The following is a 24,573-nucleotide window of genomic DNA, read 5'->3' as shown; positions in this document are numbered from 1 at the left end:
GGCCTCTGGTCCGCTGCCGACGGGCTCGCCGCGCACCAAAATCACGCCGCGGCAGCCGCCCTGGGCACCTGGAGGAGGCAGCCGAGGCGATTTGGGGGCATAAGGGGACCTTTTTCCATCTAGCGGGGGATTTCACCTTCCCCCGCGTGACGCGCATCTTTTACTACTCGTTGCCCCCCTTGTCAACAGTCCACGACACGGGGGAACACATGAGCAAGACCTCTTCGCCGCGCATACGAGCCGGCATCCGCGTACGACTGGCCGCCTTCACGCTGCTGGCCGGCGCCCTGCTGCTCGCGGCCGGCTCGCCGGCCGTTGCGGCGTCGACGATCGACATCAACCCGGGCAACGTGCCGACGACGGCAGCCCAGTTCACCCAGAACTGCGACCCCAACCTCGGCGGTGGGCCCTTCCCGAACGAGGACGTGTGGGTGTTCAACCTGCCGGGAAACCCACAGACCAGCGGTAACTTCCAGTCGGTCACAGCGACGTTCAGCACGCCGAGCGGCACCGTCACGCGGACTATCCCCACCGACCCCAACAGCGCCATCGTCAACGGCATGGGTACCAGCAAGGCGTGGATCCGGCTCCCAGCGGGCTGGACGCTCACCGGCGCCACCGCCGTGATCTCCGGAAGCGCGGACTTCTTCGTGCTCACCCACACCTGCGCGGCGAAGCCACCGGTGGACTTGAAACTGGGGCTGGCCAAGACCGGTACCCCGGCCACCGGCGTGCAGGCCGGCGACAAGATCACCTACACCTACACGGTGACGAACCAGAGCACGGGCACGACCTACCCGATCCACGACATCACCGTCACCGACGACACGGTCACCGGCATCACCTGCCAGGCCACGTCGCTCACGCCGGGGGCGAGCACCACCTGCACCGGCACGTACACCGTCACGAAGACCGACGTGACCAACGGCAAGATCGTCAACATCGCGCAGGCGACCGGGGCGGTCCGCGGGCAGACGGTGACGTCCGACGAGGTGACGTTCACCGTGACCACCGAGCCGGTCCCGCCGAAGCAGGTCAGCCTGTCGATCGACAAGAAGGCTCGGGTCGAGTCGGACTGCCGCAAGAAGTGTGAGAACGACGGCTTCGCGGCCAAGGGCGACAAGATCTTCTACACCTACCGGGTGACCAACACCGGCACGGTCGCCATCACCGACGTCGCCGTCGATGACCCGAAGGCCGGTCTGGTGGTCTGCAACAACACCACGCTGGCACCGGGCACGAGCACCGACTGCCACGCCGTCAAGCCGCATGTGGTGACCCAGGCCGACGTCAAGGCCGGAAAGGTGGTCAACACGGCCCGCGCCACCGGCAAGTTCTACCGCAAGACCGTGGTCTCCGACCCCGTGACCGTCACCGTCTGCATCCGGGACGGCAAGTTCGACCACCGGCACGACGGCAAGGACCACGAGCACGGCAAGAACGACGAGCACGGCAAGGATCACGAGCACGGCAAGGACGACAAGGGCAAGGACGAACAGGAGCTGCCGGTAACCGGTGACAGCTCCGCCGGTGTCCTCTCCCTGGGTGGCGGCCTGCTGGCCGCCGGCGCGCTCCTGCTCGGGGCCAGCCGGATCCGCCGCAGGGCGGGCATCCAGGCCTGATCGGCACGACAGGCACTCCGGGCACCGGCATGCGGTGCCCGGAGTGCCTGCGGGGGGATCGAATTCCGCCCGTCCGCCGGGCCGGGGTCAGGCGGCGAGGGTCTGTTCGGCGCGTACCGCCGTGGCCTCGGCCCGGGCGATCGGGCCGGCGGGGAGCGCGGCAACCGTGGCCCCGACGGCGACCGAGGCCCCGGCGAAGAGGAACGCCCAGGACACGCCGCCGCTGTGGTCGACGATCAGCCCGGCCACCGCGCCGCCGGCGGCGCTGGCCGCCACCGACATGGTGACCACCCAGGTGTACGCCTCGTTCAGCATGCCGACGGGGGCGATCCGCCCGACCAGGGTGTTCTCCAGGGTCAACGCGGGTGCGATGGTGGCCCCGCCGACGATCAGTGCGACGCCCAGCGGCACCGGCCCGGGCATCACCGCGAACACGGCGAAACTGCCGGCGACGGCGGCGAGCAGCCAGGCGAACTGGCGGGTCATGTTCGCCGCCGGCTTGCGGACGCCGAACCAGAACCCGCCGGCCGCGCTGCCGATCCCCCAGACCGCGAGCAGCAGCCCGGCCAGGCTCTCCGGGTCGTCGGTCGGCTGGCTCCCGGCGAAGGCCGGCACGATCACCCCGGCGGCGCCGAACGCGATGCCGAGGCTGGCGACGCAGAGCAGCAGTGCGGGGAAGCCGCCGACCCGCAGCGGGCCGAGCCCCTTCGCCTGGTGCTCGTGCGCGTGCGGGCGCCAGCCGCGCATCACCCGGCCGAACGCCACGGCGGTGGTGCCGACCAGGGTGACCACCGCCGCGCCGACCAGGGCGGCCGTCGCGTCGGCGAACAGGACGAACGCGGCCACCAGCAGCGGACCGAGCACGAAGACCACCTCGAAGAGCGTGGTCTCCGCGGCCAGGGCGGTGTTGCGGAGGTGGTACCGGCCGGAGGCGGGGCCGGTCAGGTCGTTCCAGGCCCCCCGGAGCGCGGCGGTCAGCGGCGGGTACGTGGCGCCGGCGACCCCGGAGGCCACGTAGATCAGGGCCAGGTTGCCGGCGTCGGAGCGGCTCGCCATGAGCAGGCCGGACAGCGCGAGGGGGTGGGCGACGGCGGTGGCCAGCAGCACCGGCGTCGGGCCGACCCGGTCGGCGACCCGGCCGGCGATCGGGCTCAGCGCGGCGCTGGAGAGGGCGTAGATGCCGCCGGCGACCGCGGCGAGGGAGTACCGCCCGGTCACCTGTTCCACGACGAGCAGCAGCGCCAGCGGCGTCATGCCGATCCCGAGCCGGCCGATGACGCCGAGGACGAGCAGCATCGGCGCGCCCGGGATCCGCCAGACGCCCAGGTACTGGCGCAGTCCGGCCACGGGGAACCTCCAAAGATGTAATGAGCGGAAGACGTTGCGACCCTAACGCCGCGACTGCCGGGAGTGCACCGGGTATGGCCTGCGTCTCGTCGCGTACACGACGATCCGCCCGGGCCCGGTGGGGACCGGGCGCGGGCGGATCGGGTGGTACGGGCGTCAGCGCTGGAACTGCACCGGGCCGGCGCTGGCGGCCATCTGCTCCAGCCTGGCGACCCGCTCCTCCATCCGGGGGTGGGTGGAGAAGAGCGCGGCGATGCCGCCGCCCCGCTTGAACGGGTTGTCGATCATCAGGTGGGCGGTGCTGGTGAGCTGTCCCTGGGCCGGCAGCGGGCGGGCCTGGGTGCCCATGTGGATCTTCTTCAGGGCGCTGGCCAGGGCCAGTGGGTCCCCGGTGAGGCGGGCGCCGGACGCGTCGGCCTGGAACTCCCGGCTGCGGCTGATCGCCAACTGGATCACGGTGGCCGCGATCGGGCCGAGGATCAGGGTGAGCAACAGCACGGCCGGGTTCGGGCGGTCGTCGTCGTCGGAGGAGCCCAGCGGGATGAACCACGCCAGGTTGGCCAGCATGGTGATGATGCCGGCCAGACCGGCCGCCACGCTGGAGATGAGAATGTCCCGGTTGTAGACGTGTGACAGCTCGTGCCCGATCACCCCGCGCAGCTCGCGGTAGTCGAGGACCTCGGTGATGCCCTGGGTGACGCAGACCGCCGCGTTGGCCGGGTTGCGGCCCGTGGCGAACGCGTTGGGCTGTGAGGTGGGGCTGACGTACAGGCGGGGCATCGGCTGCCGGGCCTCGGTGGCCAGCTCGCGGACCATCCGGTACAGCTCGGGGAACTGTGCCTCGGTGACCGGTTGCGCCTTCATCGAGCGCAGCGCGAGCTTGTCGGAGTAGAAGTAGGTCACGCCGTTCATCACCAACGAGATGACGACGGCGATGACGAGCCCGCCGCTGCCGCCGAACCAGTAGCCGACCGCGAGGATCAGCGAGGTCAACAGGCCGAGCAGCGCTGCGGTCTTCAGACGGTTGTGATGCACGATCGCTCCTTCGGTGCGCGGATCACGCGGGACCCGCTGACCGGTCCAACAAAACCGGTACCCACCAACCATCCGCCTAATGACTGTGAGTTACCTGTAAAAGCTGAGCGGCTACTGAACCCCAGGTCAGGAGCGATCCACCCAGACCGCGTAATACTACGCAGGGTCAGCGGGCCGCGAGGTCCAGCACGAGCTGCGGGGCGAAGCCGACGACCAACGCGACGGCGACGGCGGCGGCGAGCGCGACGGCGACCGCTCCGGCAGGGCGGGCGGGGACGGGCGTGACGTCGGCCGACGGGGCGTACAACAGGGCGGCGACGCGGAGGTAGTACGCGAGGCCGATCACCGCGTTCACCGCCACGACCAGCGCCAGCCAGGCCGCGCCCCCGTCCAGCAGGGCCCGAACCACCGTCACCTTCGCGAAGAGGCCGGCCAGCCCCGGCGGGAGACCGGCCAGCCCGACCAGGGCCAGCGCGAACGCGGCCCCCACCCAGGGCCGCCGCCGGGCCGCGCCGCGCAGCTCGACTAGGGTGCCGCCGTCGGCGTCGGCCGGCCGCAGCGCCACCAGCGCCGCGAACGCGGCCAGCTCCAGCACCACGAAGAAGACCGCGTACGCGACGGCGGCGGCGTACGCGGCGGCACGGGCGTCGGCGGTGCGGCCGGCGGCCAGCGCGAGCGCGCCGAGCGGGGCGAGAATGTAGCCGGCCTGGGCCACCGACGACCAGGCGAGCAGCCGGACCGCCCGGCGCTGGCGCAGCGCCACCAGGTTGCCCACGGTCATGGTGAGCACGGCGAGCACGGCGAGCACCGGGCCGGTCACCTCCGCCGGCAGGGCCCGCTGGACCACCGCGAGCAGGGCCACCACCCCGCCGAGCTTCGAGGCGGTCGACAGGTACGCCGCCACCGGCAGCGGCGCGCCGTCGTAGGTGGCCGGGGCCCAGGCGTGGAACGGCACGGCGGCCACCTTGAACGCCAGCCCGAGCAGGACCAGCGCCACGGCCGCCGTGGTCAGCGGCACGTCCAGCAGGTCGGGGCGCTCGGCGAACAGCGCGCCGACCCGGCCCAGGTGCAGTCCGCCGGTGACCGCGTAGAGCAGGGCCGCGCCGAGCAGGGTGAGGGTGGTGGCGACCACGCTCACCACGAAGAACGTCACCGCCGCCTCGGCGCTGGCGAGGCTCCCCCGGCGCAGGCCGACGAGCACGTACAGCGGCAGGGTCAGCGTCTCCAGCGCGACGATCAGGGTGATCAGGTCGCCGGCCGCGCCGAGCACCACGCCGCCGGTCATCGAGCAGGCGAGGAGGAAGCAGTACTCGCCCACCGGCGACCGGCCGGCGCGCAGCAGCGGACCGGACAGCGCCAGCACCCCGAGGGTGAGCAGGGCGAACAGCGCCCCGACCAGGGCGGCCCGGCCACCGAAGACGTACGAGCAGTCGGTGCCGACGCAGAACGTCGAACGCTCGCCGCCCGCCCCGACGACGGCGCAGCCGACCACGGTGGCGACCGACCCGGCGGCGGCCACCGCCACCGTCACGGCGGCCCGCGCCACCAGCAGGTCGATCAGCAGCACCAGGACGGCCGTGCCGGCCGCGAGGTACGCCGGGAGCAGCGCCACGCTGTCGACGCTCTGCACCACACTCATCTGAGCCCACCTTCGTTCGCGACTGCGGGGCTCCGCTCCGCTGCACTCCTCGCACTCACCTGAGCCCACCTTCGTTCGCGACTGCGGGGCTCCGCTCCGCTGCACTCCTCGCACTCACCGAAGCCCGCTCTCGTTCACGACTTCCGCCACGGGGCTCATGGAAGGACCGCCACCAGGGCGGCCACCGGGTCGGCGGCGACGCCGAGCACCAGTGCGGGTGCCAGGCCGACGGCAAGGGCGAGCAGCACCAGCGGGGCCCACGCGGTCAGTTCGGCGGCGGCGAGGCCGGGAACGACCCGGCCGACCGCGGGGCTGGGCCGGCCGTGGGTGACCCGGCGCAGCAGCCGCAGCAGGTACGCGGCGGTCAGCGCGCCGCCGACCGCCGCCAGCACGCCCAGGACGGTCCAGAACACCCCGCCCCGCCCGATCGCGGCGACCACGGCGAACGCCTCGCCCCAGAACCCGGCCAGGCCGGGCAGGCCCAGCGAGGCGACGGCGGCGAAGCCGAGCAGCCCGGCCAGCCGGGGCGCGGTCTCCCGCAGCCCGGACAGCTCTGCGAGCTCCCCGGTGCCCGACCGGTCCTTGACGGCCCCGGCCAGGAAGAAGAGCAGTCCGGTGATCACCCCGTGCGCGATGTTGCCGATCAGCGCGGCCTGGATGCCGGTGGCGGTCAGGGTGGCCACCCCGAGCAGCACGAACCCCATGTGCCCGACGCTGGAGTACGCGATCAGCCGCTTCAGCTCGCTCTGGGCGAGGCAGACCAGGGAGCCGATCAGGATCGCCGCGACGGCGAGCACCCCGAGCACCGGGGCGGCCCAGCGGGCCCCCTCCGGCGCCACCCCGACGGCGACCCGGACCAGCCCGTACGTGCCCATCTTGAGCAGCACCCCGGCGAGCACGACGCTGCCGACGGTGGGCGCCTGGGTGTGCGCGTCGGGCAGCCAGGAGTGCAGCGGCCAGAGCGGGCTCTTCACCGCGAACGCCAACCCGAACAGGGTGAACGCGGCGAGCTGGGTGCCCCGGGGAAGCCCGGCCCCGCCGGTCAGCGCGACGAGGTCGGCGGTGCCGGCGGCGGCCACCACGACGTACACGCCGACCAGCAGCAGCACCGAGCCGAGCAGGGTGTAGAGGGCGAACTTGCGCGCCGCCCGACGCCGGTCCGGTCCGCCCCAGCCGGCGATGATCGCGTACATGGGGAGCAGGACGACCTCGAAGAAGCAGAAGAACAGCACCAGGTCGAAGGCGAGGAAGGTGCCGAGGATACCGACCTCGACCACCAGCAGCAGCGCCACGAGGGCCCGGCCGCTGCCGCCGCCGGCGGGCACCTTCCACACCGTGTACGCGCAGCAGAGCAGGGTCAGCAGCGCGGTCAGCACCACCAGGGGGTACGAGATGCCGTCCACGCCCAGGTGGAAGCGCAGGTCGAGGCCGGGCACCCAGGGCAGGTCGAGCTGGTGCCAGGGCAGCACGGCCGGTGCCGGCCCGTAGCCGGTCCACAGGTGATCGCCGGCCACCAGCCACGCCGTGGCGAGCAGGGTCAGCCCGGCCGCCGCCGTGCCGACCAGGCGGGCAGCCCGGTCCCCGGGGACGGCGGCGACCACGGCCGCGCCGACCGCCGGCACGGCCAGCGCCGCGACGAGCAGGACCTGTCCGAGCGTCATGCGGCCCCTCCGATCAGCACGGCGGCCAGCCCGATCAGCAACGCGCCGGCCAGCACCCCCGCCACCGCCCGGGGCAGCGCGGCGCGGTGCAGCCCGGCCAGTGCCCCGCCGAGGGCGCGCGCGCCCCGGGCGGTGCCCTCCACCGCGCCGTCGATCACCGACTCGTCGCCCGCGCGGGCGGCCCGGCCCAGGGCGACCACCGGGCGTACGACGAGGGCACGCTGGACGTCGTCGAGCCGGAAGCCGGCGGCGAACAGCGGCCCCAGCGGGCCCAGCGCGCGGGCCGGGTCGGCGGCCCGGTCCCGCCGCCAGCCGGCCCAGGCCAGCCCCACGCCGAGGGCCAGCAGGGCCAGCGGCAGCAGCAGGGCCGGGCCGACATGCACCAGCTCCCCCTCGCCGGCGGCGAGCCGGTCGGTGAACGGGGGCAGGAACGCGGCCAGCCCGAGCAGGGCCGCCGGGACGGCGAGCAGCAGCACCGGCCAGCGCATCAGCGCGGGCGGGTCGTGCGGGTGGACCAGCGGCATCCGGGTCTCGCCGAGGAACGCGCGCAGCAGCAGCCGGGTGGCGTACCAGGCGGTGACCGCGACGCCGGCCAACCCGGCCAGCCAGACCAGCCAGCCCACCCAGGCGGGGGCCGGGCCGGCCCCGTCCAGCGCGGCGGCCTCGGCGGCGGCGAGCACGCCGTCCTTGCTCCAGAAGCCGGACAGCGGGGGGACGCCGGCCAGCGCGCCGAGGCCGACCACCGTGCACCAGAAGGTCACCGGCATGGTGGCGCGCAGGCCACCCATCCGGGACATCAGGGTGGTGCCGACGGCGTGGATCACCGCCCCGGCGGCGAGGAACAGCAGCGCCTTGAACGCGGCGTGGCTGAGCAGGTGGAACAGCGCGGCGGTGGGTGAGCCGACGGCGAGCGCACCGGTCATGTAACCGATCTGGGAGACCGTGGACCAGGCCAGCACCCGCTTGAGGTCGTCCTGGGCGGTGGCGGCGAGCGCGCCGAGCAGCAGGGTGACCGCGGCCATCACCCCGAGCACGGCGAGCGCGGCCGGGGCCCGCTCGAACAACGGATAGAGCCGGGTGACCGCGTACACGCCGGCCGCCACCATGGTGGCGGCGTGGATCAGCGCGGAGACCGGGGTCGGGCCGGCCATCGCGTCGGGCAGCCAGGTGTGCAGCGGGAACTGGGCGCTCTTGCCGGCCACCCCGGCGAGCAGCAGCAGGCAGGCGGTGGTCAGCAGGCCGGCGGAGTGATCGTGGGCGAGCACGTCGGCGATCCGGAAGCTGCCCGCCGAGACGCCGAGCACCGCGATGCCGAGCAGGAAGCCGACGTCGCCCACCCGGGTGACCAGGAACGCCTTCATCGCGGCGGCCGGCGCCTCGGGCAGCCGGCGGTCGTGGGCGATGAGCAGGTAGGAGCAGAGGCCCATCACCTCCCAGCCGACCAACAGCATGATCAGGTCACCGGCGACCACCACCAGCAGCATCGCGGCGGTGAAGAGGCTGATCTGCGCCGCGTACGGCGGGTAGCGGTGGTCGACCTCGACGTCGTCGTGCGGGCCCCGTTTCAGGTAGCCGACGGAGTAGACCTGCACCGCGAGGGCCACCGCCGCGACGGCGACCGCGACCAGGGCGGCGGCCCCGTCGAGCCGGACCCCGAGGGTGACCCGCAGCCCGCCCAGGTCGACCCAGGTGGTCGAGGTCTCCACCGGCGCTCCGACGCGGACCAGCAGGACGACCGCGATCAGCAGCGCCCCGGCCGCCCCGGCCACGCCCAGGCCGATCGCCGCCCGCCGGGCCGGATCCTGCCCGGTGGTCGCGCCGCGCGGCGAGGGCGGCAGCAGCAGCCCGCCCAGGCCCGCCACCAGGGGTACGGCCGGCAGCAGCGCGCCGAACAGGCCGGTCACCGGATCACCTCGCCGGCCGACGCGCCCGGGGTCGCCGCCGCGCCCGCCCCGGGAGTCGCCTCGACCAGCGGCGGCTCGGTCAGCGGCACCTCGTCCACGGCGACGCTGGCCCGCATGCGGTAGAGCTGGAGCACGATCGCCAGCCCCACGCCGATCTCGGCGGCGGCCAGGACGATCACGAAGAGGGCGAAGACCTGGCCGGCGTGCGGGAGCTGCGCCCGGACCGTGGTGTCGGCGGTGACCAGGACCAGGTTGACCGCGTTGAGCATCAACTCCACCGCCATCAGCACCAGCACCGCGTTGCGACGGCGCAGCACGCCGTACACGCCCAGGCCGAACAGCAGGGCGGCGGTGACGTACGGGATGACCGGCCTCACCGGCGGCCCCCCGGCGTCGGCACCGGCCGGTCGGCCGCGGGGCGGCCGATGTCGGGGCGGGAGAGCACGATCGCGCCGACCAGGGCGGCCAGCAGCAGCACGGAGAGCACCTCGAACGGCAGCACCCAGGAACCGAACACCTGCTCGCCGAGACGCTCGGCGGTGCCCGGCTCGGGCAGGTCGACCCGCGTCCAGCGGAACGCGTCGACCAGCAGGGCGGCCAGCCCGAGGCCCGCGCCGCCGCCGATCAGGGCGGCCGGCCAGCCGGGCCGGTCCAGGTCGTCGGAGGCGCCGATCGGGGCGCGGGTCAGCATCACCGCGAACAGCAGCAGCACCACCACGGCGCCCACGTAGATCAACACCTGCACCCAGGCCACCAGCTCGGCGGTGAGCACCAGGAAGAGGCCGGCCAGGGCGCCCAGGCAGACCACCAGGTAGAGCCCGGCCCGGACCAGGTGCCGGGTGGTCACCACCAGCGCCCCCGCACCGACCGCCACCGCGCCGAGGGCGAGCAGCAGCGCGTCCACACCGGTCACGAGGCGGCCCCCGGCTCGGCAGCACCCGGCTCCCCGGCACCCGGCTCGGCAGCACCCGGGCCGGGGGCGGAGCCGGGCTCGGGGCGTACCCGCGTGGGGGCCGGACGGACGGCGGGGGCGGCCGGGGCGGCGGCCTTGCGCGCGGCGGTGGTCTCCTCCTTCGCCGGCTCGCCGTTGCGGTCGTGCGCGGGCGGCGGCGGGACGGTGCCCATCCACTCGCCGAGGTGGTCCTTGTCGTGCAGCAGGTCCTTGATGTCGTACTCGGCGTACTCGAACTCCGGCGACCAGTAGAGCGCGTCGAACGGGCAGACCTCGACGCAGATGCCGCAGTACATGCAGAGCGAGAAGTCGATGTCGAACTTGTCGAGCACGTTGCGCTGGCGGGGACGGGCGGCGCCGGGCACCGCCACCTCCTCCTTGTGCGAGTCGATGTAGATGCACCAGTCCGGGCACTCGCGGGCGCAGAGCATGCAGACGGTGCAGTTCTCCGCCAGCAGGGCGATCACGCCCCGGGACCGGGGCGGCAGCTCGGGGGCCACGTCCGGGTACTGCTGGGTGGTCGAACGGCGGGTCATCGTCTTCAGCGTGACGGCCAGCCCCTTCGCCAGCCCTTCGCCGGGCACGCTCCGCTCGCTCATGCCGTCCATCCTGCCCTGTGCCCCCGGCGCGCGCGACCACCACCCGGCGCGTTGCGTTGCTGGACGAAGTTCGTGGACACCGGCGAGCCGTTCCCGGTCAACCTGCCGGTCGGCCGGATCAGGCCCCGGCACCTGTGACCGGCGGAAGCACCTCGACGCCGAGCTGCTGGAGGAGCTGGAACAGCTCGGTGCAGTGCCACACGTCGGCGATCCGCCCCGCCCGGTCGAAGCGCAGGAACGACGCCCCCGAGAAGCTGACCACCTGACCCGTGGGCGGCACCGGCCCGAACGCGCCGGCCTGGGTGCCGGCGGCCCGCCAGTGCACGGCCACCCGCGCCTCGGACGCCACCACGTCCACGGTCTTGTAGCGCAGGTCCGGGAAGGCCGCCCGCCGCTCCCGGTGCCAGGCCAGCGCGGCCTCCGGGCCGGTTCCGCCCAGCCCCGGGCACTCCGCCGCGACCAGCTCGTACGCGGACTCCTCGCGCCGGCCGTTCCACACGTCGGCGATGAAGCGTCGGGCCGCCGCCTCCACATCGTTCACCGGGGCAGCCTAGCCACCGGGGACCGGGCGGCCACGGGGCACGCGGGCGGGCGTCCGGAGGGGGGCCGCGCCGACCCAGGCCCCGCCCGCAGGCCGGAAATCGGCCAAGATGGTACGGACGGGAACGACCGGCGGACACCAGGAGGCGACGTGGGCGACGAGGCAGAGGCGACGACCGACGGGAAGTACGTCGAGCCCGGCAGGGAGTTCACCCGCGACCAGCGGTACATCGCCACCCGGATCACCACCGACGGGCGGGACGGCTGGCCGGTCGAGCCGGGCCGGTACCGGCTGGCGGTCAGTCGCGCCTGCCCCTGGGCCAACCGGCTGATCATCGTGCGTCGGCTGCTGGGCCTGGAGGACGCCATCTCGATGGCCGTGGCCGGGCCGACCCATGACGCCCGGAGCTGGACGTTCGACCTGGACCCCGGCGGGCGGGACCCGGTGCTCGGCATCGAGCGGCTGGCCGACGCGTACTTCGCCCGGTTCCCCGGGTACGAGCGGGGCATCACCGTGCCGGCGATCGTGGACGTGCCGACCGGGCAGGTGGTCACCAACGACTACGCCCGGATGAGCCTGGACCTGTCGACCGAGTGGACGGCGTACCACCGCGAGGGCGCGCCGGAGCTGTACCCGGAGCGGCTGCGCGACGAGATCGACGAGGTCAACGCGGTCGTCTTCGCCGACGTCAACAACGGCGTGTACCGGTGCGGCTTCGCCGGCAGCCAGCAGGCGTACGAGAAGGCGTACCACCGCCTGTTCGACCGGCTGGACTGGCTGGCCGAGCGGCTGGCCGGGCAGCGGTACCTGGTCGGCGACACGATCACCGAGGCGGACGTACGGCTGTTCACCACGCTGGTCCGGTTCGACCCGGTCTACCACGGCCACTTCAAGTGCAACCGGCAGAAGCTCACCGAGATGCCGGTGCTGTGGGCGTACGCCCGGGACCTGTTCGCCACACCCGGATTCGGCGACACGATCGACTTCGACCACATCAAGCGGCACTACTACGAGGTGCACCGGGACATCAACCCGACCGGGATCGTTCCGCTCGGCCCCGACCTGTCCAACTGGCTCACCCCACACGGCCGCGAGCAGCTCGGCGGCCGCCCCTTCGGCGACGGCACCCCACCCCCACCCCCACCGACCGGCTAACCCCACCCCCTCCCCTAACCCCCGCTCCCCCTCCCCCGCGATCTTGCACTTTGGGCCCCCGTTATGCGCCTTTCGCACCTTGTGTCGGGGCCGCAACTGCAAGATCGCGGGAAGGAGGGGGTGGGGAGAGGGTGGGGTGGGGGGTAGAGGGCTAGAGGGTTAGAGGGCTAGGCGGATGGTGGCCGTCAGGACCAGTTGGGCCAGGGAGGCGGGGACCAGGACCAGCCAGCAGAGGCGCTGGAGCTGGTCCTCGCGCAGCCGGGGGTACGACACCCGGAGCCAGATGATCACGAACGCGACGGCGAAGACCTTGAGCAGCGTCCACAGCCAGCCGAGGTGCTCGTCGGCGAACGGGCCCTGCCAGCCGCCGAGGAAGAGCACGGTGGTCAGCGCGGCGATCACCACGATGCCGACGTACTCGGCGAGCAGGAAGAACGCGAAGCGCAGGCCGGTGTACTCCGTCATGTACCCGAATACCAGCTCGGAGTCGGCGATCGGCATGTCGAACGGGGGCCGCCGGATCTCGGCCAGCCCGGCGACAAAAAAGACGATCATCGCGGGCGCCTGCCAGAGCAGCCACCAGGGCCGCCACGCCTCGACGATCCCGGGCAGGCTCAGGGTGCCGGCCGCCATGGCCACCGACGCCGCGGCCAGCACCAGCGGCAGTTCGTAGCCGAGCAGCTGGGCCGCCCCGCGCAGGCCGCCGAGCAGGCTGTACTTGTTGGCCGACGCCCACGCCGACATCAGCACCGCCAGCACGCCCACCCCGACCACGGCCAGCACGAAGAACAGGCCGATGTCCAGCGGCTGCCCGACCAGGTCGCCGGGCCCGAGCGGGATCACCAGCAGGGCGAGCAGGTACGGCACCAGGGCCACCACCGGGGCCAGCCGGAACACCGCCCGGTCCGCCTCGCGCGGGGTGACGTCCTCCTTCTGCACGAACTTGACCCCGTCGGCGACGAGCTGGGCCCAGCCGTGGAAGCCGCCCGCGTACATCGGGCCGAGCCGGCCCTGCATGTGCGCCATCACCTTGTGCTCGGCCTGCCCCACGACCAGCGGCAGGACGAGGAAGGCGGCCAGCACGCCGACCACCCGCAGGACGGCCTCCAACCAGTCGGGCATCAGGCCGTACCCCCGTTCCCGCCGGCGTCGTCGCCCGCCGGACCCGAACCCGGGTCAGCCGATGGCTCGGCCGGGGCGGGGCGCTCGGCGGGGGTGGGGCGGGGCGGGCGTTCCCGGGCCGGTCGGGCGGGCGTGCCGCCGCGCGGCCCCTCGCCGACCCCGGCCGCGCCGGCGGGCGTCGGCGTCGGCCCCCACTCCCCCGGAGCCGGTACGCCCGGCGGGCGGATCGGGCGCCGGCCGCCGCCGGCCCCGGACTCGCCGGGCTCCTTCGCGCCCGGCCAGGGCTTCGCCACCCGGGAGGCGAGCACGAACTCCTTGCGCAGCGGGTGCCCCTCGAACTCCGGCGGCAGCAGCAGCGGCCTCAGCTCGCCGTGCCCGGGGAAGTCGACGCCGAACATCTCGTACGTCTCCCGCTCGTGCCAGGCCGCGCCCGGGTAGAGGTCGACGACCGAGGCCACCCGTGGCTCGTCCCACGGGACCCGGGTGCGCAGCAGCAGACCGTGCCGGTGGCCGGTCGACCAGAGGTGGGACACCACCTCGCAGCCGTCGGCCAGCTGGTCGACGGCGGAGAGCCAGTCGAAGAAGTCGCAGGCCAGGTCCGCGTCGTCCCGGGCGGCGGCCAGCGCGTCCCGCCAGCTCGCCGGGGGTACGTCGACGGTGGCCCGGGCGTACGCCTGGCCGCCGGATACCGACGCGGTGGCCTCGACGGGGGCGAGCAGCGCCACCAGCCGCCGGCCGACCTCTTCCGGAGTCATGCCGCTGATCCTATGGCCGACGCCGGCCCCACGCGGCGGGCCGCCCCGGCCGTGGGCCGCGCGGAGTCCGCGTGCGCGCGGCCCGGCCGACCGGATGGCCGTTTTGCCCGGCGGACCGGATGGCCGTTTTCACCGGCGGTGGCCGGCTCGGCGGGGAAGGATGAGGTCGTGCGCGCCGTGACTGTCACCCCCGGGGTCCCGAACTCACTGCGCCTGGTGCACGACCATCCCGAGCCGCCCGCAGAGGAGGGCGCGATCCTGGTCGAGGCGCTCGCGGTGGGGATCTGCGGCACCGACCACGAAATCGTCGCCGGCCACTACGGGGAGGCCCCGCCCGGCGCGTCGACCCTGGTGCTCGGGCACGAGTCGCTGGGCCGGGTGCTGGAGGACCCGGGCGGCACGCTGCAACCCGGCGACCTGGTGGCCGGCATCGTCCGGCACCCGGATCCGGTGCCCTGCCCCAACTGCGCGGTCGGCGAGTGGGACATGTGCCGCAACGGCAGGTACACCGAGCACGGCATCAAGGCGCTGCCCGGCTTCGCCCGGGACCGGTGGCGGGTGCAGCCGGGGTTCGCCGTCGGCCTGGACCCCGCCCTGGCCCCGGTCGGGGTGCTGCTGGAACCGACCGCGGTGGTGGCGAAGGCGTGGGACCACATCGAACGGATCGGCGCCCGCGCCGAGTGGCAGCCGCAGACGGTGCTGGTCACGGGGGCCGGGCCGATCGGCCTGCTGGCGGCGCTGCTGGCCACCCAGCGCGGGTTCTCCGTGCACGTGCTCGACCGGGCCACCACCGGGCCGAAGCCGGACCTGGTCAGGGCGCTCGGCGCGACGTACCACACGGAGTCGGTGGCGCAGCTCGACTTCGACCCGGACGTGATCGTCGAGTGCACCGGCGCGCCGGTGGTCGTGCTGGACGCGATGTGCAAGGCCGGTCCGACCGGGATCATCTGCCTGACCGGGGTGTCCAGCGGCGGCCGGCGCATCGAGTTCGACGCCGGGGCACTCAACCGGGAACTGGTGCTGGAGAACCACGTGGTGTTCGGCTCGGTGAACGCCAACCGCCGGCACTGGAACCTGGCCGCCGAGGCCCTCGCCCGGGCCGACCCGGCCTGGCTGGGTTCGCTGATCACCCGCCGGGTGCCGGTGGAGGCGTACGCCGAGGCGTACACCCCCACCCCCGACGACATCAAGGTGGTGCTCGACTTCACCGTCTGAGCGGGCCATCCCGCCCGGGCGCGGGGTCACACCGGTTGGGCGGCCCCCGGTCGACGCAGCACGGAGGCCCGGTGCAGCCGGTAGTTCTCGCCCGCCGCGAGCGCCTTCAACAGCTCACCCGTGCCGAGCAGCACCTCCAGCAGGGCACCCTGGAGCGCGTTTCCCTCCACCCCGTCCGTCAGCGCCTCGGCGATCCGTCGCAACTCGCCGACGACCCGGTCCAGGTCCGGTTCCGCCACCACGTCGAATGTCTTCTCGAAGGCCGGCACGGAGCGGTTGAGCAGCCGGTCCAGGAGGCGGAGCAGGACGTCCAGCCGCTCCCGGGCAACCGTTTCCGGCACCCCGTGCTCGTTGACCAGTCGCAGGGTCTTGAAGTACAGCCCGTCGTCGAGCAGCGGCCCGCCCCGCCGCCAGGGCTGGCGCGGCAGCACCGCCCCCTCCAGCAGGAACCACCTGAGCACGTCGGTCACGTCCTCGGAGACCCGTCCGACGGCGTCGCCCATCACCGGCGACCACCGCCGCACGTACTCCCGCCGGAGGAAACGGCTGACGCCGAGGGTCACCACCAGGGCGCTGCTGGAGAAGCCCGTCATGCCGGACAGGACGTTGACCAGGTAGGGATGGTTCTGCATGTTGTCGCCGGCGAACGTCTCCCAGCCGACGCCCACCACGAAGCTGGACAGGGCGATCGCGAACAGGCTCCAGGCGACCGACCGGGGCAGACGGGGTGGCACGGCCGGTCAGATGCCGGGCAGGCGGCCGTTGCGGAACAGGTCGACGAAGAGCTGGTGGTCCTCGCGGGCCCGCAGCCCGTACGCGTGCGAGAACTCGACCAGCCCGGTGGCGAACCCGTCGGGGTCGGCGTCCACGGCGGCGACGATCGCCTCCTCGGTGGAGTAGTCGACCAGGTCGTGGCTGGACTCGTCGTCGGCCACCGAGTGCATCCGGGCAACCGCCCGGCCCAGGTCGGCCAGCACCCCGGCCAGCTCCTCCGGCTCGTTGACGTCCGCCCAGTCCAGGTCGGCCGCGTACGGGGAGACCTCGGCGACGAGCTGGCCGGCCCCGTCCAGCTCGGTGAAGCCCAGCCACGGGTCGGCGTGCGCCTGGAGCGCCCGCTGCGACTCGGCCGTACGGTGCCCCTGGTGCCGGAAGTAGCCGCGCACCCGCTCGTCGTCGATGTGCCGGGCCACCGCCGGCACCTGGGCCTGCTTCATGTAGATGACCACGTCGTTCTCCAGCGCCTGGGTGTGCCCCTCCAGCAGCAGGTTGTACGACGGCAGCCCGGCCGAGCCGATGCCCACTCCCTTGCGCAGCACGACGTCCTTGATGTGCGCGGCGACCGGGCGCAGCCGGGCCGACGACTCGGGCAGGGTGCCCAGGTAGTCCTGGAAGGCGGCGCAGACCTTCGCCCGGGTGTCGTCGTCGATCTCGAAGACCCCGTCGCCGAGGGAGAACCGACGCTCGTAGTTGTCGACGGTGGTCTGCGCGGCCAGCAGGTCGACCCGGGTGTTGAGCCGGGCCTGCTGGAGCACCCGCCGCAGCACCCCGTCGGCGTTGTCCAGGGTGATCGAGCCGATCGCGTCGTCCCCGCCTGCGGCGATGGCCCGCAGCTCGGTCAGGTACGACCGGGCGAAGCCGGTCACCAGGTCGCTGATCGCGGCGTCGGAGAGCGCCTTGGCGTACCCGAGCAGGGCAACGCTGGCGGCGAGCCGCCTCAGGTCCCAGGAGAACGGCCCGACGTACGCCTCGTCGAAGTCGTTGACGTTGAACACGAGCTGCCCGGAGGCGTTCATGTAGGTGCCGAAGTTCTCCGCGTGCAGGTCGCCGTGGATCCACACCCGACTGGTGTGCTCGTCCAGGAACGCGTCGTCGGCGAAGTCGCCGCGCTGGTCGGCGTAGAAGAGCGAGGCGCTGCCCCGGTAGAAGGCGAACGGCGAGGCGGCCATCTTGCGGAACTTGCGGCGGAAGGCCACCGGGTCGAGTGCCATCGACGCGCCGAACTCCTCGGTGAGCACGTCGACGATGAAGGCGGAACGCTGCTCCGCAGACTGGGTCATGGCCGGCAGGCTAGCCCTCGCCCGCCACCCCCTGGTTGATCATGAAGTTGTTACCAGACCGCCCGGCGTGTCATGGCAACAACTTCATGATCAACGGGGGCGGGGGCGGGGGCGGGGGTGGGGTGGGGTGGGGTGGGGTGGGGTGGGGGTCAGTCGGGGAGGCGGGTCGGTGGGGCGGTCAGCGACTCCACCGGACGGGGAGACCGGCCGCCGGCCGGGGGGACCGGCGCGTCGGCCGGGGACGCGAGCGGGTCGGTGCGGGGGACTCCGCCGATGCCCGACTGCTCGGCGGCGATCTTCTCTTGGAGGCGCAGGATGCCGTGCAGCAGCGCCTCCGGGCGGGGCGGGCAGCCGGGCACGTAGACGTCGACGGGGATGAGCTGGTCGACGCCCTTGGTCACCGAGTACGAGTCCCAGTACGGACCGCCGCAGTTGGAGCAGGCGCCGAACGAGATGACGTACTTCGGCTCGGGCATCTGGTCGTAGAGCCGCTTGATCGCCGGGGCCATCTTGTCGGTGACCGTGCCGGAGACCACCATCAGGTCGGCCTGGCGCGGGCCGTGGGCGAACGGGATCACCCCGAGCCGCATGAAGTCGTGCCGGCCCATGCTGGTGGCGATGAACTCGATCGCGCAGCAGGCCAGGCCGAAGTTGAACACCCAGAGCGAGTAGCGGCGGCCCCAGTTCAGCACGAACCGGATCGGCTCTCCCAGCACTCCCGGCAGTTGCACGACCGCCCCCTCTCTCTTCCGCTCCAGTCAATCACAGCGGCCCGGCCGGGCCCGCTCAGTAGGTGGGGCGTTGCAGTAGGCCCACGAACTCGACCAGCAGCCGCTCCCGCAGGGCCGGCGGGGCGGCGTTGAGCAGGGCGTTCACGGTGGCATCCGGCCCGGAGCCGCCGGGGCCGGACGGCGTACCGCCGATGCCGAGGCCGGCGGCCAGTCCGGCGACCAGCTCCGGGGTCAGCGCGTCCGGGGTCAGGGTCGCGGCGAGCGCGGTCAGCTCGGCGGGCAGCTCGACCGGCCCGGCGGCCCGGGCCGCCGCGACCGCGTCGGCAAGGTCGGGGCCGAACTCCGCCACCCTGGGGGCCACCGAGGCGGTCACCGTGAGGTGCACGCTGGCCGGCAACTCGCCGTACGTGAGCTGGGGCTGGGTGTGCCAGCCGCGCGCGGTCAGCTCGTCGACCAGCACGAACAGGTCCAACCCGGGGTCGACGGAGGTGAAGCAGACCACGGTCGACTCGGGCTCGGCCATCAGCCGCAGCCCGTCGACGCCCCGCACCGCGTCGGCGAGCCCGGCCACCGCGTCCCGGGTCGCCCCGGCCAGCCGCAGGTAGCCGTCCTCGCCGAGGTGGCGCAGGGTGGCGTACGCGGCGGCGATCGGCCCGCCGGAGCGGGTGGAGGCGATCACCGGGTTGACCATGGTGTACCCGGGCCAGTCGGCGTACGCGAAGTACTGCGGGGCGCGCAGCGCCGGGTCGCGGTGCAGCAGCACCGAGACACCCTTCGGGGCGTACGCGTACTTGTGCAGGTCGACCGAGATCGAGGTGACCCCGTCGACGGCGAAGTCGAACGGCGGCACCGGGGCTCCGAGGCGGCGCAGCCAGGGCAGGGTCCAGCCGCCGAAGCAGGCGTCCACGTGGCAGCGCACCCCGGCCGTCGCCGCCACCTCGGCGATCTCGGCGACCGGGTCGACGACGCCGTGCGCGTACGAGGGGGCGGAGCAGGCCACCAGCACCGTGTCGGGGCGGATCGCGGCGGCCACGTCGGCGGCCGACGGGCGCAGCGTGCCGGGGTCGACGGGCACCGGGTCGAGGGCCACCCGCAGGTAGTGGGCCGCCTTGGCGAACGCCGCGTGCGCGGTCACCGGCACCGCGATCCGGGGCGCGCCGATCTCGGGGCGGGCGTCCCGGGCCGCCTTGACGGCCAGGATCAGCGACTCGGTGCCGCCGCTGGTGACGCTGCCGACGACGTCCGGGGCGGTCGTGTCGGGGCCGCCGCCGAGCAGCCGGGCCGCCGCCCCGACCAGCGCGTTCTCCATCGCCAGCAGGGACGGGAAGGCGGTCGGGTCGAGCCCGTTGACGTGCGCGCTGCCGGCGTGGGCGGCGGCGGCCAGGTCGTCCAGCCCCGGCACTGCGGGGTCGTACACGTACGCGAACAACCGCCCCCCGTGCGTCGGCCGGTCGGCCTCGCGCAGCCCCCGGATCTCCCGGAGCACCCGCTCGGCCGGCACCCCGCGCTCCGGCAGCGCCCGGCCGGTGTCCTGGTCGTCGATCATCAGGTGGTGGTGCCCTTCTCGTGGCGGGTGGGCGTGGCGAGGAGGTCGGCCCGGGTGAGGGTGTAGTGGCGCAGGAGGAGCAGGGGCGGGGCCACCAGGAGGGCCGGCAGCAGGGTGAAGCCCAGCAGGACGCCGAGGCGGGCGGTGCCGGACTGGGCCGCCGCCGTGCCCGTGTCGGACGAGACGTAGCCGCTGATCTGGAGGACCAGGCCGTAGATGCCCGGGCCGAGGGCCAGGCCGAAGGTCTCCCCCGCCGTCCACAGGCCGGTGAACACGCCGGCCTGCCGCCGGCCGGTGCGGGCGGTGTCGTACGCGATGCAGTCGGGCAGCATGGCCAGCGCGAAGACCTGCTGGCCGGCGTACCCGACGCCGATCACCGCGACCACCAGATAGACCGCGACGGTCGGCAGCACCGACGCGGCGACCAGGGCGGTCGCGCCGGCCGCGAGCAGCACCGATGCGGCGACCAGGGCGGCCCGCTTGCCGACCCGGGCGCCGACCCGGGTCCACAGCGGCATCACCAGCAGCGCCGGGCCGACGAAGCAGGCGAACAGCACGGTCGGGCCGGTGTCCGGGTCGCGCAGCACCTGGCCGGCGAAGTAGCTGACCCCGGCCAGGATGGTGGCTACCCCGGCGGACTGGATCACGAAGCAGACCAGCAGCGCCCGGAACGGCCGGTTCCGCCCGGCGACGGCGAGCTGGGCGCGCAGGGTCGGCTCGCTCTCGCCGACCGTGCCGGTGGGCGCGCCCCGGGTGCCGAGGAACGCCCCGACCGCGCCGAGCACGATCAGCCCGGCCACGAACAGGCCCATCCAGCGGTGCCCGGCGACGCCGTCGCCGCCGGCGGCCACCACGGCCGGGGCGACCGCGCCGGAGACCAGGATGGCCACCGCCAGCACCGCGATCCGCCAGCTCATCAGCCGGGTACGTTCCGCGTAGTCGTCGGTCAGCTCGGCCGGCATCGCCACGTACGGGACCTGGAAGAAGGCGAACGCGGTCGCGGCGGCCAGGAACGCGACGGCGACGTACCCGGCGGCGGCCGGGCCCGACCCGAACGGGCCGGCGAAGATCGCGGCGAACAGCACGCCGAGGGCGAGCCCGCCGAGCAGCAGGTACGGCCGGCGGGCGCCCCAGCGCGATCTGGTCCGGTCGGAGATCCGCCCGACGACCGGGTTGACCAGCACGTCCCACGCCTTCGGCAGGAGCACCAGCAGGGCCGCCACCCCGGCGGCGACGCCCAGGGTGTCAGTCAGGTACGGCAGGAGCAGCAGCCCGGGCACCGTGCCGAAGGCCCCGGTCGCCAGGGAGCCGAGCGCGTAGCCGAGGTGCACCCGGCGGGGCAGCCCGCCGTTCGCCCAACGAGTCGGTGCCCCGGGCGGCGTGCCGGATTCGGCCGGCGACAGCGTCATGACGCCGAATGTTACTCACGTTATGGCCTGGGTCACATCCCCTCTTCCGGCGACCAACCCGCCGCCATGTCCACGCCCGACGGGCGCAGCGGGGCGCCCTCGGCGCGCAACCGGGCCCGCGCCTCGACCTCGTGGCCGGGCGGCAGCCGGCCGGCCGAGTTCACCACCCGATGCCACGGCACCCCACCCCCATGCCTGGCCATGATTGACCCGACCAGCCGCGCCGAGGCCCGCCCCGAGCGCTCGGCGAGCGCGTCGGCGACCGCGCCGTACGACATCACCCGGCCCGGCGGGATGCGCTCGACCAGCTCCAGCACCGCCTCGACGTACTCCTCCGGTGTCACGCGCGCCACTCCTCAGCTGTCCCGACCGGCCAGAGTATGGGAACGGCCACGGGGGCGGCGGGACCGACCACGCAGAATGGGCGGGTGCGCGAAGCAGTCACCTCGGCCCGGCGGATCGTCGTCAAGATCGGTTCGTCCTCGCTGACCACGGCGTCCGGCGGCCTCGACGACGACCGGGTCGACGCGCTGGTCGACACCCTCGCCGCCCTCGCCGCCGCCGGCCGCGAGGTGGTGCTGGTCTCCTCCGGCGCGATCGCCGCCGGGCTCGCCCCGCTCGGCCTCACCCGACGCCCCCGCGACCTGGCCACCCAGCAGGCCGCGGCCAGCGTCGGCCAGGGCCTGCTGATCGGCCGGTACGCGGCCGGCTTCGCCCGGCACCGGCTCACCGTCGGGCAGGTGCTGCTCACCGTCGACGACGTGACCCGGCGGGCGCACTACCGCAACGCGTACCGGACGTTGCGCAAGCTGCTCGACCTGCGGGCCGTGCCGATCGTCAACGAGAACGACACGGTCGCCACCGAGGAGATCCGGTTCGGCGACAACGACCGGCTGGCCGCCCTGGTCGCCGCGCTGGTCCACGCCGAACTGCTGGTGCTGCTCTCCGACGTCGACGCGCTGTGGACCGGCGACCCGGCCCGGCCGGGGTCGACCCGGATCAGCGAGGTTCGCGACGAGCGGGACCTGGCCGGCGTGCAGGTCGGCGGGGCCGGCCGGGCCGGGGTCGGCACCGGCGGGATGGTCACCAAGGTCGAGGCGGCCCGGATCGCCACCGGCTTCGGCATCCCCGTGGTGCTCACCGCCGCGCCGCTGGCCGGCGGGGCGCTGGCCGGCGAGGAGGTCGGCACTCTGTTCCACGCCGGGCAGCGGCGCCCCACCGCCCGACTGTTCTGGCTGGCCCATGCCACCACCCCGCGCGGCCGGCTGCACCTCGACGAGGGTGCGGTCGCGGCCGTGGTGGGCCGGCGCAAGTCACTGCTGCCGGCCGGGATCACGGCCGTCGACGGGGCGTTCACCGCGGGCGATCCGGTCGATCTGGTGGACGCCGGGGGCGCACCGGTCGCCCGGGGACTGGTCAACTACGACGCCGTCGAGCTGCCCGGCCTGCTCGGCCGGTCCACCGGCGAGCTGGCCGCGGCCCTCGGCCCGGCGTACGAACGTGAGGTCGTCCACCGCGACGACCTGGTGCTGCTGTAGGCAGGGGCCTTTCCCCTACACCGTGAGGAGTGCGTGATGAGCGTCGACGAGCAGGCCCGGCGGGCCCGGGACGCGGCGGAGGCGCTGGCCGTCGCCACCCGTACCGTCAAGGACGGCGCGCTGGTCGCGATGGCCGACGCGCTGGTGGCGCGTACCCCCGAGATCCTGACCGCGAACGCGGCGGACCTGGCGGCCGGGCGCGAGGCCGGGCTGAGCGCGGCCGTGCTGGACCGGCTCGCCCTCGACGCGGGCCGGGTGGCCGGCATCGCCGACGCGCTGCGCGAGATGGCCGCGCTGCCCGACCCGGTGGGCGAGGTGGTCCGCGGCTCGACCCTGCCCAACGGCTTGGAGCTGCGCCAGGTCCGGGTGCCGTTCGGGGTGGTCGGCATCATCTACGAGGCCCGACCCAACGTGACCGTGGACGCCGCCGGGATCTGCCTGAAGTCCGGCAACGCGGTGCTGCTGCGCGGCTCCTCCTCGGCGGCGAACTCCAACGCCGCCCTGGTCGCGGTGCTCCGCGACGCCGTCGCCGACGCGGGCCTCCCCGCGGACGCGGTGCAACTGCTCGACGCCACCTCCCGCGACTCGGTCAAGGAGCTGATGCGCGCCCGGGGCCTGGTCGACGTGCTGATCCCGCGCGGGGGCGCGTCGCTGATCCGCACCGTGGTGGAGGAGTCGACGGTCCCGGTGATCGAGACGGGGGTGGGCAACTGCCACGTGTACGTCGATGCCGCCGCCGACCTGGCCAAGGCCGTCGCGATCACCCTCAACGCCAAGACCCAGCGCCTGTCCACCTGCAACACCGCCGAGTCGCTGCTGGTGCACGCCGGGATCGCGGACGCGTTCCTGCCGGCGGTGCTGGCCGCGTTCGCCGAGGCCGGGGTGACCGTGCACGGCTCCCCCGAGGTGGCCGCGCACTCCGACGCGGTGGTGCCCGCCACCGACGAGGACTACGCCACCGAGTACCTGTCGGCCGACATCTCGGTCGCCGTCGTCGACTCGCTCGACGCGGCGGTCGCGCACATCCGCCGGTACGGCAGCGGCCACACCGAGGCGATCGTCACCGACTCGCAGTCGGCGGCCCGGGAGTTCGTGGCCCGGGTGGACGCGGCGGCGGTGATGGTGAACGCCTCGACCCGGTTCACCGACGGCGGCGAGTTCGGCTTCGGCGCGGAGATCGGCATCTCGACGCAGAAGCTGCACGCCCGGGGCCCGATGGGCCTGCCCGAGCTGACCAGCACCAAGTACGTCGTCACCGGCGACGGTCACCTGCGGGGGTAGGCACGGGCACCGGGGCAACGCCCACGGTTCCCCTCCCACCCCGCCGGTCAGCGGCGGCGACGGCGACCCGACCGGCGGGGCTTCTCGCGCTGGCCGCGGGGGCGTCGCCGGCCCGGCGTACCCCCGGCCGGCGGCAGCGCGCCCTCGCCCCAGAACCGCAGCGCCACCAGCGGAGCGGCGACCACCAGGAAGACCAGTATCTGGAACCAGGCGTACTCCAGCAGCTCCACGTCCCAGGTCCGCCAGACCACCAGCAGGACGACGGCGAGCACCGCGAACACCACGGACATGAGCAGGCCGCCGTGCCGGCCGACGAACCGCCGGAAGCTCCCGCCGTGGGTGGCAGGCGGGTCAGCGGCAGGCACGGATAGCCGCCAGGGTGGTGTGCACGAAGCCGATCGCGGCGTCCAAGTCGACCACGGTAGCCACGCTACCGACGCAAACGCGCTTCCGCCTCGGACGGT

Annotated in this window: 23 protein-coding genes; 5 read left to right on the top strand and 18 right to left on the bottom strand. The window is 74.0% G+C overall.

Annotation, left to right across the window (positions count from 1 at the left end):
- Positions 1 to 209: 209 nt before the first annotated feature.
- Positions 210 to 1,622: an LPXTG cell wall anchor domain-containing protein gene (locus OG559_RS15255; protein ID WP_405116192.1), complete on the top strand. Its 1,413-nt coding sequence runs from the start codon at positions 210 to 212 to the stop codon at positions 1,620 to 1,622.
- An 87-nt stretch (positions 1,623 to 1,709) separates the two neighbouring features.
- Here OG559_RS15255 and OG559_RS15250 read toward each other — a convergent pair whose 3' ends face one another.
- The 9 genes from OG559_RS15250 to OG559_RS15210 all read right to left on the bottom strand — a co-directional run bounded on the left by OG559_RS15250 (position 1,710) and on the right by OG559_RS15210 (position 11,300).
- Positions 1,710 to 2,969 carry an MFS transporter gene (locus OG559_RS15250; protein WP_405116189.1) on the bottom strand — a complete coding sequence of 420 codons (1,260 nt, stop codon included), beginning with the start codon at positions 2,967 to 2,969 and terminating at the stop codon, positions 1,710 to 1,712.
- 156 nt (positions 2,970 to 3,125) lie between these two features.
- The gene (gene htpX / locus OG559_RS15245; RefSeq protein ID WP_405116187.1) at positions 3,126 to 4,004 is read right to left on the bottom strand and encodes a zinc metalloprotease HtpX; all 879 of its coding nucleotides are present in this window, start codon (positions 4,002 to 4,004) and stop codon (positions 3,126 to 3,128) included.
- Positions 4,005 to 4,170: 166 nt separating this feature from the next.
- Positions 4,171 to 5,643 carry an NADH-quinone oxidoreductase subunit N gene (locus OG559_RS15240; protein ID WP_405116185.1) on the bottom strand — a complete coding sequence of 491 codons (1,473 nt, stop codon included), beginning with the start codon at positions 5,641 to 5,643 and terminating at the stop codon, positions 4,171 to 4,173.
- Between the two features lie 155 nt (positions 5,644 to 5,798).
- Positions 5,799 to 7,304, bottom strand: a complete 1,506-nt coding sequence (locus OG559_RS15235; protein ID WP_405116182.1) for a NuoM family protein — start codon at positions 7,302 to 7,304, stop codon at positions 5,799 to 5,801.
- Positions 7,301 to 9,208, bottom strand: a complete 1,908-nt coding sequence (locus tag OG559_RS15230; protein WP_405116179.1) for an NADH-quinone oxidoreductase subunit L — start codon at positions 9,206 to 9,208, stop codon at positions 7,301 to 7,303. The genes OG559_RS15235 and OG559_RS15230 overlap by 4 nt, the downstream gene beginning before the upstream one ends.
- On the bottom strand, positions 9,205 to 9,585 hold the full coding sequence (nuoK, locus tag OG559_RS15225) for an NADH-quinone oxidoreductase subunit NuoK (protein ID WP_405116176.1): 381 nt from the start codon (positions 9,583 to 9,585) through the stop codon (positions 9,205 to 9,207). The genes OG559_RS15230 and nuoK overlap by 4 nt, the downstream gene beginning before the upstream one ends.
- Positions 9,582 to 10,121, bottom strand: coding sequence for an NADH-quinone oxidoreductase subunit J (locus tag OG559_RS15220; RefSeq protein WP_405116173.1), 540 nt, complete (start codon positions 10,119 to 10,121; stop codon positions 9,582 to 9,584). The genes nuoK and OG559_RS15220 overlap by 4 nt, the downstream gene beginning before the upstream one ends.
- Complete coding sequence (locus OG559_RS15215; protein WP_405116171.1) at positions 10,118 to 10,759, bottom strand: NuoI/complex I 23 kDa subunit family protein; 642 nt, start codon at positions 10,757 to 10,759, stop codon at positions 10,118 to 10,120. Before OG559_RS15215 ends, OG559_RS15220 begins: the two co-directional genes overlap by 4 nt.
- A 118-nt stretch (positions 10,760 to 10,877) precedes the next feature.
- Entirely contained in the window at positions 10,878 to 11,300 is a 423-nt protein-coding gene (locus OG559_RS15210; RefSeq protein WP_405116169.1) for an ester cyclase, read from the bottom strand.
- A 150-nt stretch (positions 11,301 to 11,450) separates the two neighbouring features.
- Here OG559_RS15210 and OG559_RS15205 point away from each other — a divergent pair, with 150 nt between their 5' ends.
- Complete coding sequence (locus tag OG559_RS15205; protein WP_405116167.1) at positions 11,451 to 12,455, top strand: glutathione S-transferase family protein; 1,005 nt, start codon at positions 11,451 to 11,453, stop codon at positions 12,453 to 12,455.
- Positions 12,456 to 12,614: 159 nt separating this feature from the next.
- Here OG559_RS15205 and OG559_RS15200 read toward each other — a convergent pair whose 3' ends face one another.
- Together OG559_RS15200 and OG559_RS15195 are read right to left on the bottom strand one after the other, a co-directional pair.
- Positions 12,615 to 13,577: an NADH-quinone oxidoreductase subunit H gene (locus OG559_RS15200; protein ID WP_396670365.1), complete on the bottom strand. Its 963-nt coding sequence runs from the start codon at positions 13,575 to 13,577 to the stop codon at positions 12,615 to 12,617.
- The gene (locus OG559_RS15195) at positions 13,577 to 14,332 is read right to left on the bottom strand and encodes an NADH-quinone oxidoreductase subunit C (RefSeq protein WP_405116165.1); all 756 of its coding nucleotides are present in this window, start codon (positions 14,330 to 14,332) and stop codon (positions 13,577 to 13,579) included. The genes OG559_RS15200 and OG559_RS15195 overlap by 1 nt, the downstream gene beginning before the upstream one ends.
- A 168-nt stretch (positions 14,333 to 14,500) precedes the next feature.
- Between OG559_RS15195 and OG559_RS15190 the strand changes: the two genes are divergently transcribed.
- Positions 14,501 to 15,547, top strand: a complete 1,047-nt coding sequence (locus OG559_RS15190) for a glucose 1-dehydrogenase (RefSeq protein WP_405116163.1) — start codon at positions 14,501 to 14,503, stop codon at positions 15,545 to 15,547.
- 26 nt (positions 15,548 to 15,573) lie between these two features.
- On the opposite strand, the gene OG559_RS15185 is transcribed toward OG559_RS15190, so the two are convergent.
- The 6 genes from OG559_RS15185 to OG559_RS15160 all read right to left on the bottom strand — a co-directional run bounded on the left by OG559_RS15185 (position 15,574) and on the right by OG559_RS15160 (position 21,634).
- Complete coding sequence (locus OG559_RS15185; protein ID WP_405116161.1) at positions 15,574 to 16,281, bottom strand: hypothetical protein; 708 nt, start codon at positions 16,279 to 16,281, stop codon at positions 15,574 to 15,576.
- 6 nt (positions 16,282 to 16,287) lie between these two features.
- Complete coding sequence (locus OG559_RS15180) at positions 16,288 to 17,604, bottom strand: DUF2252 domain-containing protein (RefSeq protein ID WP_405116159.1); 1,317 nt, start codon at positions 17,602 to 17,604, stop codon at positions 16,288 to 16,290.
- 149 nt (positions 17,605 to 17,753) lie between these two features.
- A complete protein-coding gene (locus tag OG559_RS15175) occupies positions 17,754 to 18,335 on the bottom strand; it encodes an NADH-quinone oxidoreductase subunit B (protein ID WP_405116157.1) in 582 nt (193 codons plus the stop codon).
- Between the two features lie 55 nt (positions 18,336 to 18,390).
- On the bottom strand, positions 18,391 to 19,881 hold the full coding sequence (locus OG559_RS15170; RefSeq protein WP_405116155.1) for a pyridoxal phosphate-dependent decarboxylase family protein: 1,491 nt from the start codon (positions 19,879 to 19,881) through the stop codon (positions 18,391 to 18,393).
- On the bottom strand, positions 19,881 to 21,290 hold the full coding sequence (locus OG559_RS15165) for an MFS transporter (protein WP_405116153.1): 1,410 nt from the start codon (positions 21,288 to 21,290) through the stop codon (positions 19,881 to 19,883). Before OG559_RS15165 ends, OG559_RS15170 begins: the two co-directional genes overlap by 1 nt.
- Before the next feature lie 32 nt (positions 21,291 to 21,322).
- Positions 21,323 to 21,634 (bottom strand): MGMT family protein, encoded by a 312-nt coding sequence (locus tag OG559_RS15160; protein ID WP_396670373.1) that lies wholly within the window; start codon positions 21,632 to 21,634, stop codon positions 21,323 to 21,325.
- Positions 21,635 to 21,670: 36 nt separating this feature from the next.
- On the opposite strand from OG559_RS15160, the gene proB reads away from it, so the two are divergent.
- Positions 21,671 to 22,828: a glutamate 5-kinase gene (gene proB, locus OG559_RS15155; RefSeq protein WP_405116150.1), complete on the top strand. Its 1,158-nt coding sequence runs from the start codon at positions 21,671 to 21,673 to the stop codon at positions 22,826 to 22,828.
- A gap of 36 nt (positions 22,829 to 22,864) precedes the next feature.
- Complete coding sequence (locus tag OG559_RS15150) at positions 22,865 to 24,109, top strand: glutamate-5-semialdehyde dehydrogenase (protein ID WP_405116148.1); 1,245 nt, start codon at positions 22,865 to 22,867, stop codon at positions 24,107 to 24,109.
- Between the two features lie 47 nt (positions 24,110 to 24,156).
- On the opposite strand, the gene OG559_RS15145 is transcribed toward OG559_RS15150, so the two are convergent.
- Positions 24,157 to 24,474 carry a hypothetical protein gene (locus OG559_RS15145; protein WP_405116146.1) on the bottom strand — a complete coding sequence of 106 codons (318 nt, stop codon included), beginning with the start codon at positions 24,472 to 24,474 and terminating at the stop codon, positions 24,157 to 24,159.
- Positions 24,475 to 24,573 lie beyond the last annotated feature (99 nt).

This window comes from Micromonospora sp. NBC_01405 (genome assembly GCF_045040155.1).
In the GTDB taxonomy this organism is placed as follows: Bacteria; Actinomycetota; Actinomycetes; order Mycobacteriales; family Micromonosporaceae; genus Micromonospora.
The sequence above is the reverse complement of the archived record's forward strand: the minus strand, read 5'-3'. Positions and strand labels throughout refer to the sequence as shown.

Bases quoted from the DNA above. Each gene is read 5' to 3' on its own strand.
- OG559_RS15255 (WP_405116192.1), top strand. From the start codon at position 210: ATGAGCAAGACCTCTTCGCCGCGCATACGAGCCGGCATCCGCGTACGA.
- OG559_RS15240 (WP_405116185.1), bottom strand. From the start codon at position 5,643: ATGAGTGTGGTGCAGAGCGTCGACAGCGTGGCGCTGCTCCCGGCGTAC.
- OG559_RS15235 (WP_405116182.1), bottom strand. From the start codon at position 7,304: ATGACGCTCGGACAGGTCCTGCTCGTCGCGGCGCTGGCCGTGCCGGCG.
- OG559_RS15215 (WP_405116171.1), bottom strand. From the start codon at position 10,759: ATGAGCGAGCGGAGCGTGCCCGGCGAAGGGCTGGCGAAGGGGCTGGCC.
- OG559_RS15200 (WP_396670365.1), bottom strand. From the start codon at position 13,577: ATGCCCGACTGGTTGGAGGCCGTCCTGCGGGTGGTCGGCGTGCTGGCC.
- OG559_RS15195 (WP_405116165.1), bottom strand. From the start codon at position 14,332: ATGACTCCGGAAGAGGTCGGCCGGCGGCTGGTGGCGCTGCTCGCCCCC.
- OG559_RS15180 (WP_405116159.1), bottom strand. From the start codon at position 17,604: ATGACCCAGTCTGCGGAGCAGCGTTCCGCCTTCATCGTCGACGTGCTC.
- OG559_RS15170 (WP_405116155.1), bottom strand. From the start codon at position 19,881: ATGATCGACGACCAGGACACCGGCCGGGCGCTGCCGGAGCGCGGGGTG.
- OG559_RS15165 (WP_405116153.1), bottom strand. From the start codon at position 21,290: ATGACGCTGTCGCCGGCCGAATCCGGCACGCCGCCCGGGGCACCGACT.
- proB (WP_405116150.1), top strand. From the start codon at position 21,671: ATGGGAACGGCCACGGGGGCGGCGGGACCGACCACGCAGAATGGGCGG.
- OG559_RS15150 (WP_405116148.1), top strand. From the start codon at position 22,865: ATGAGCGTCGACGAGCAGGCCCGGCGGGCCCGGGACGCGGCGGAGGCG.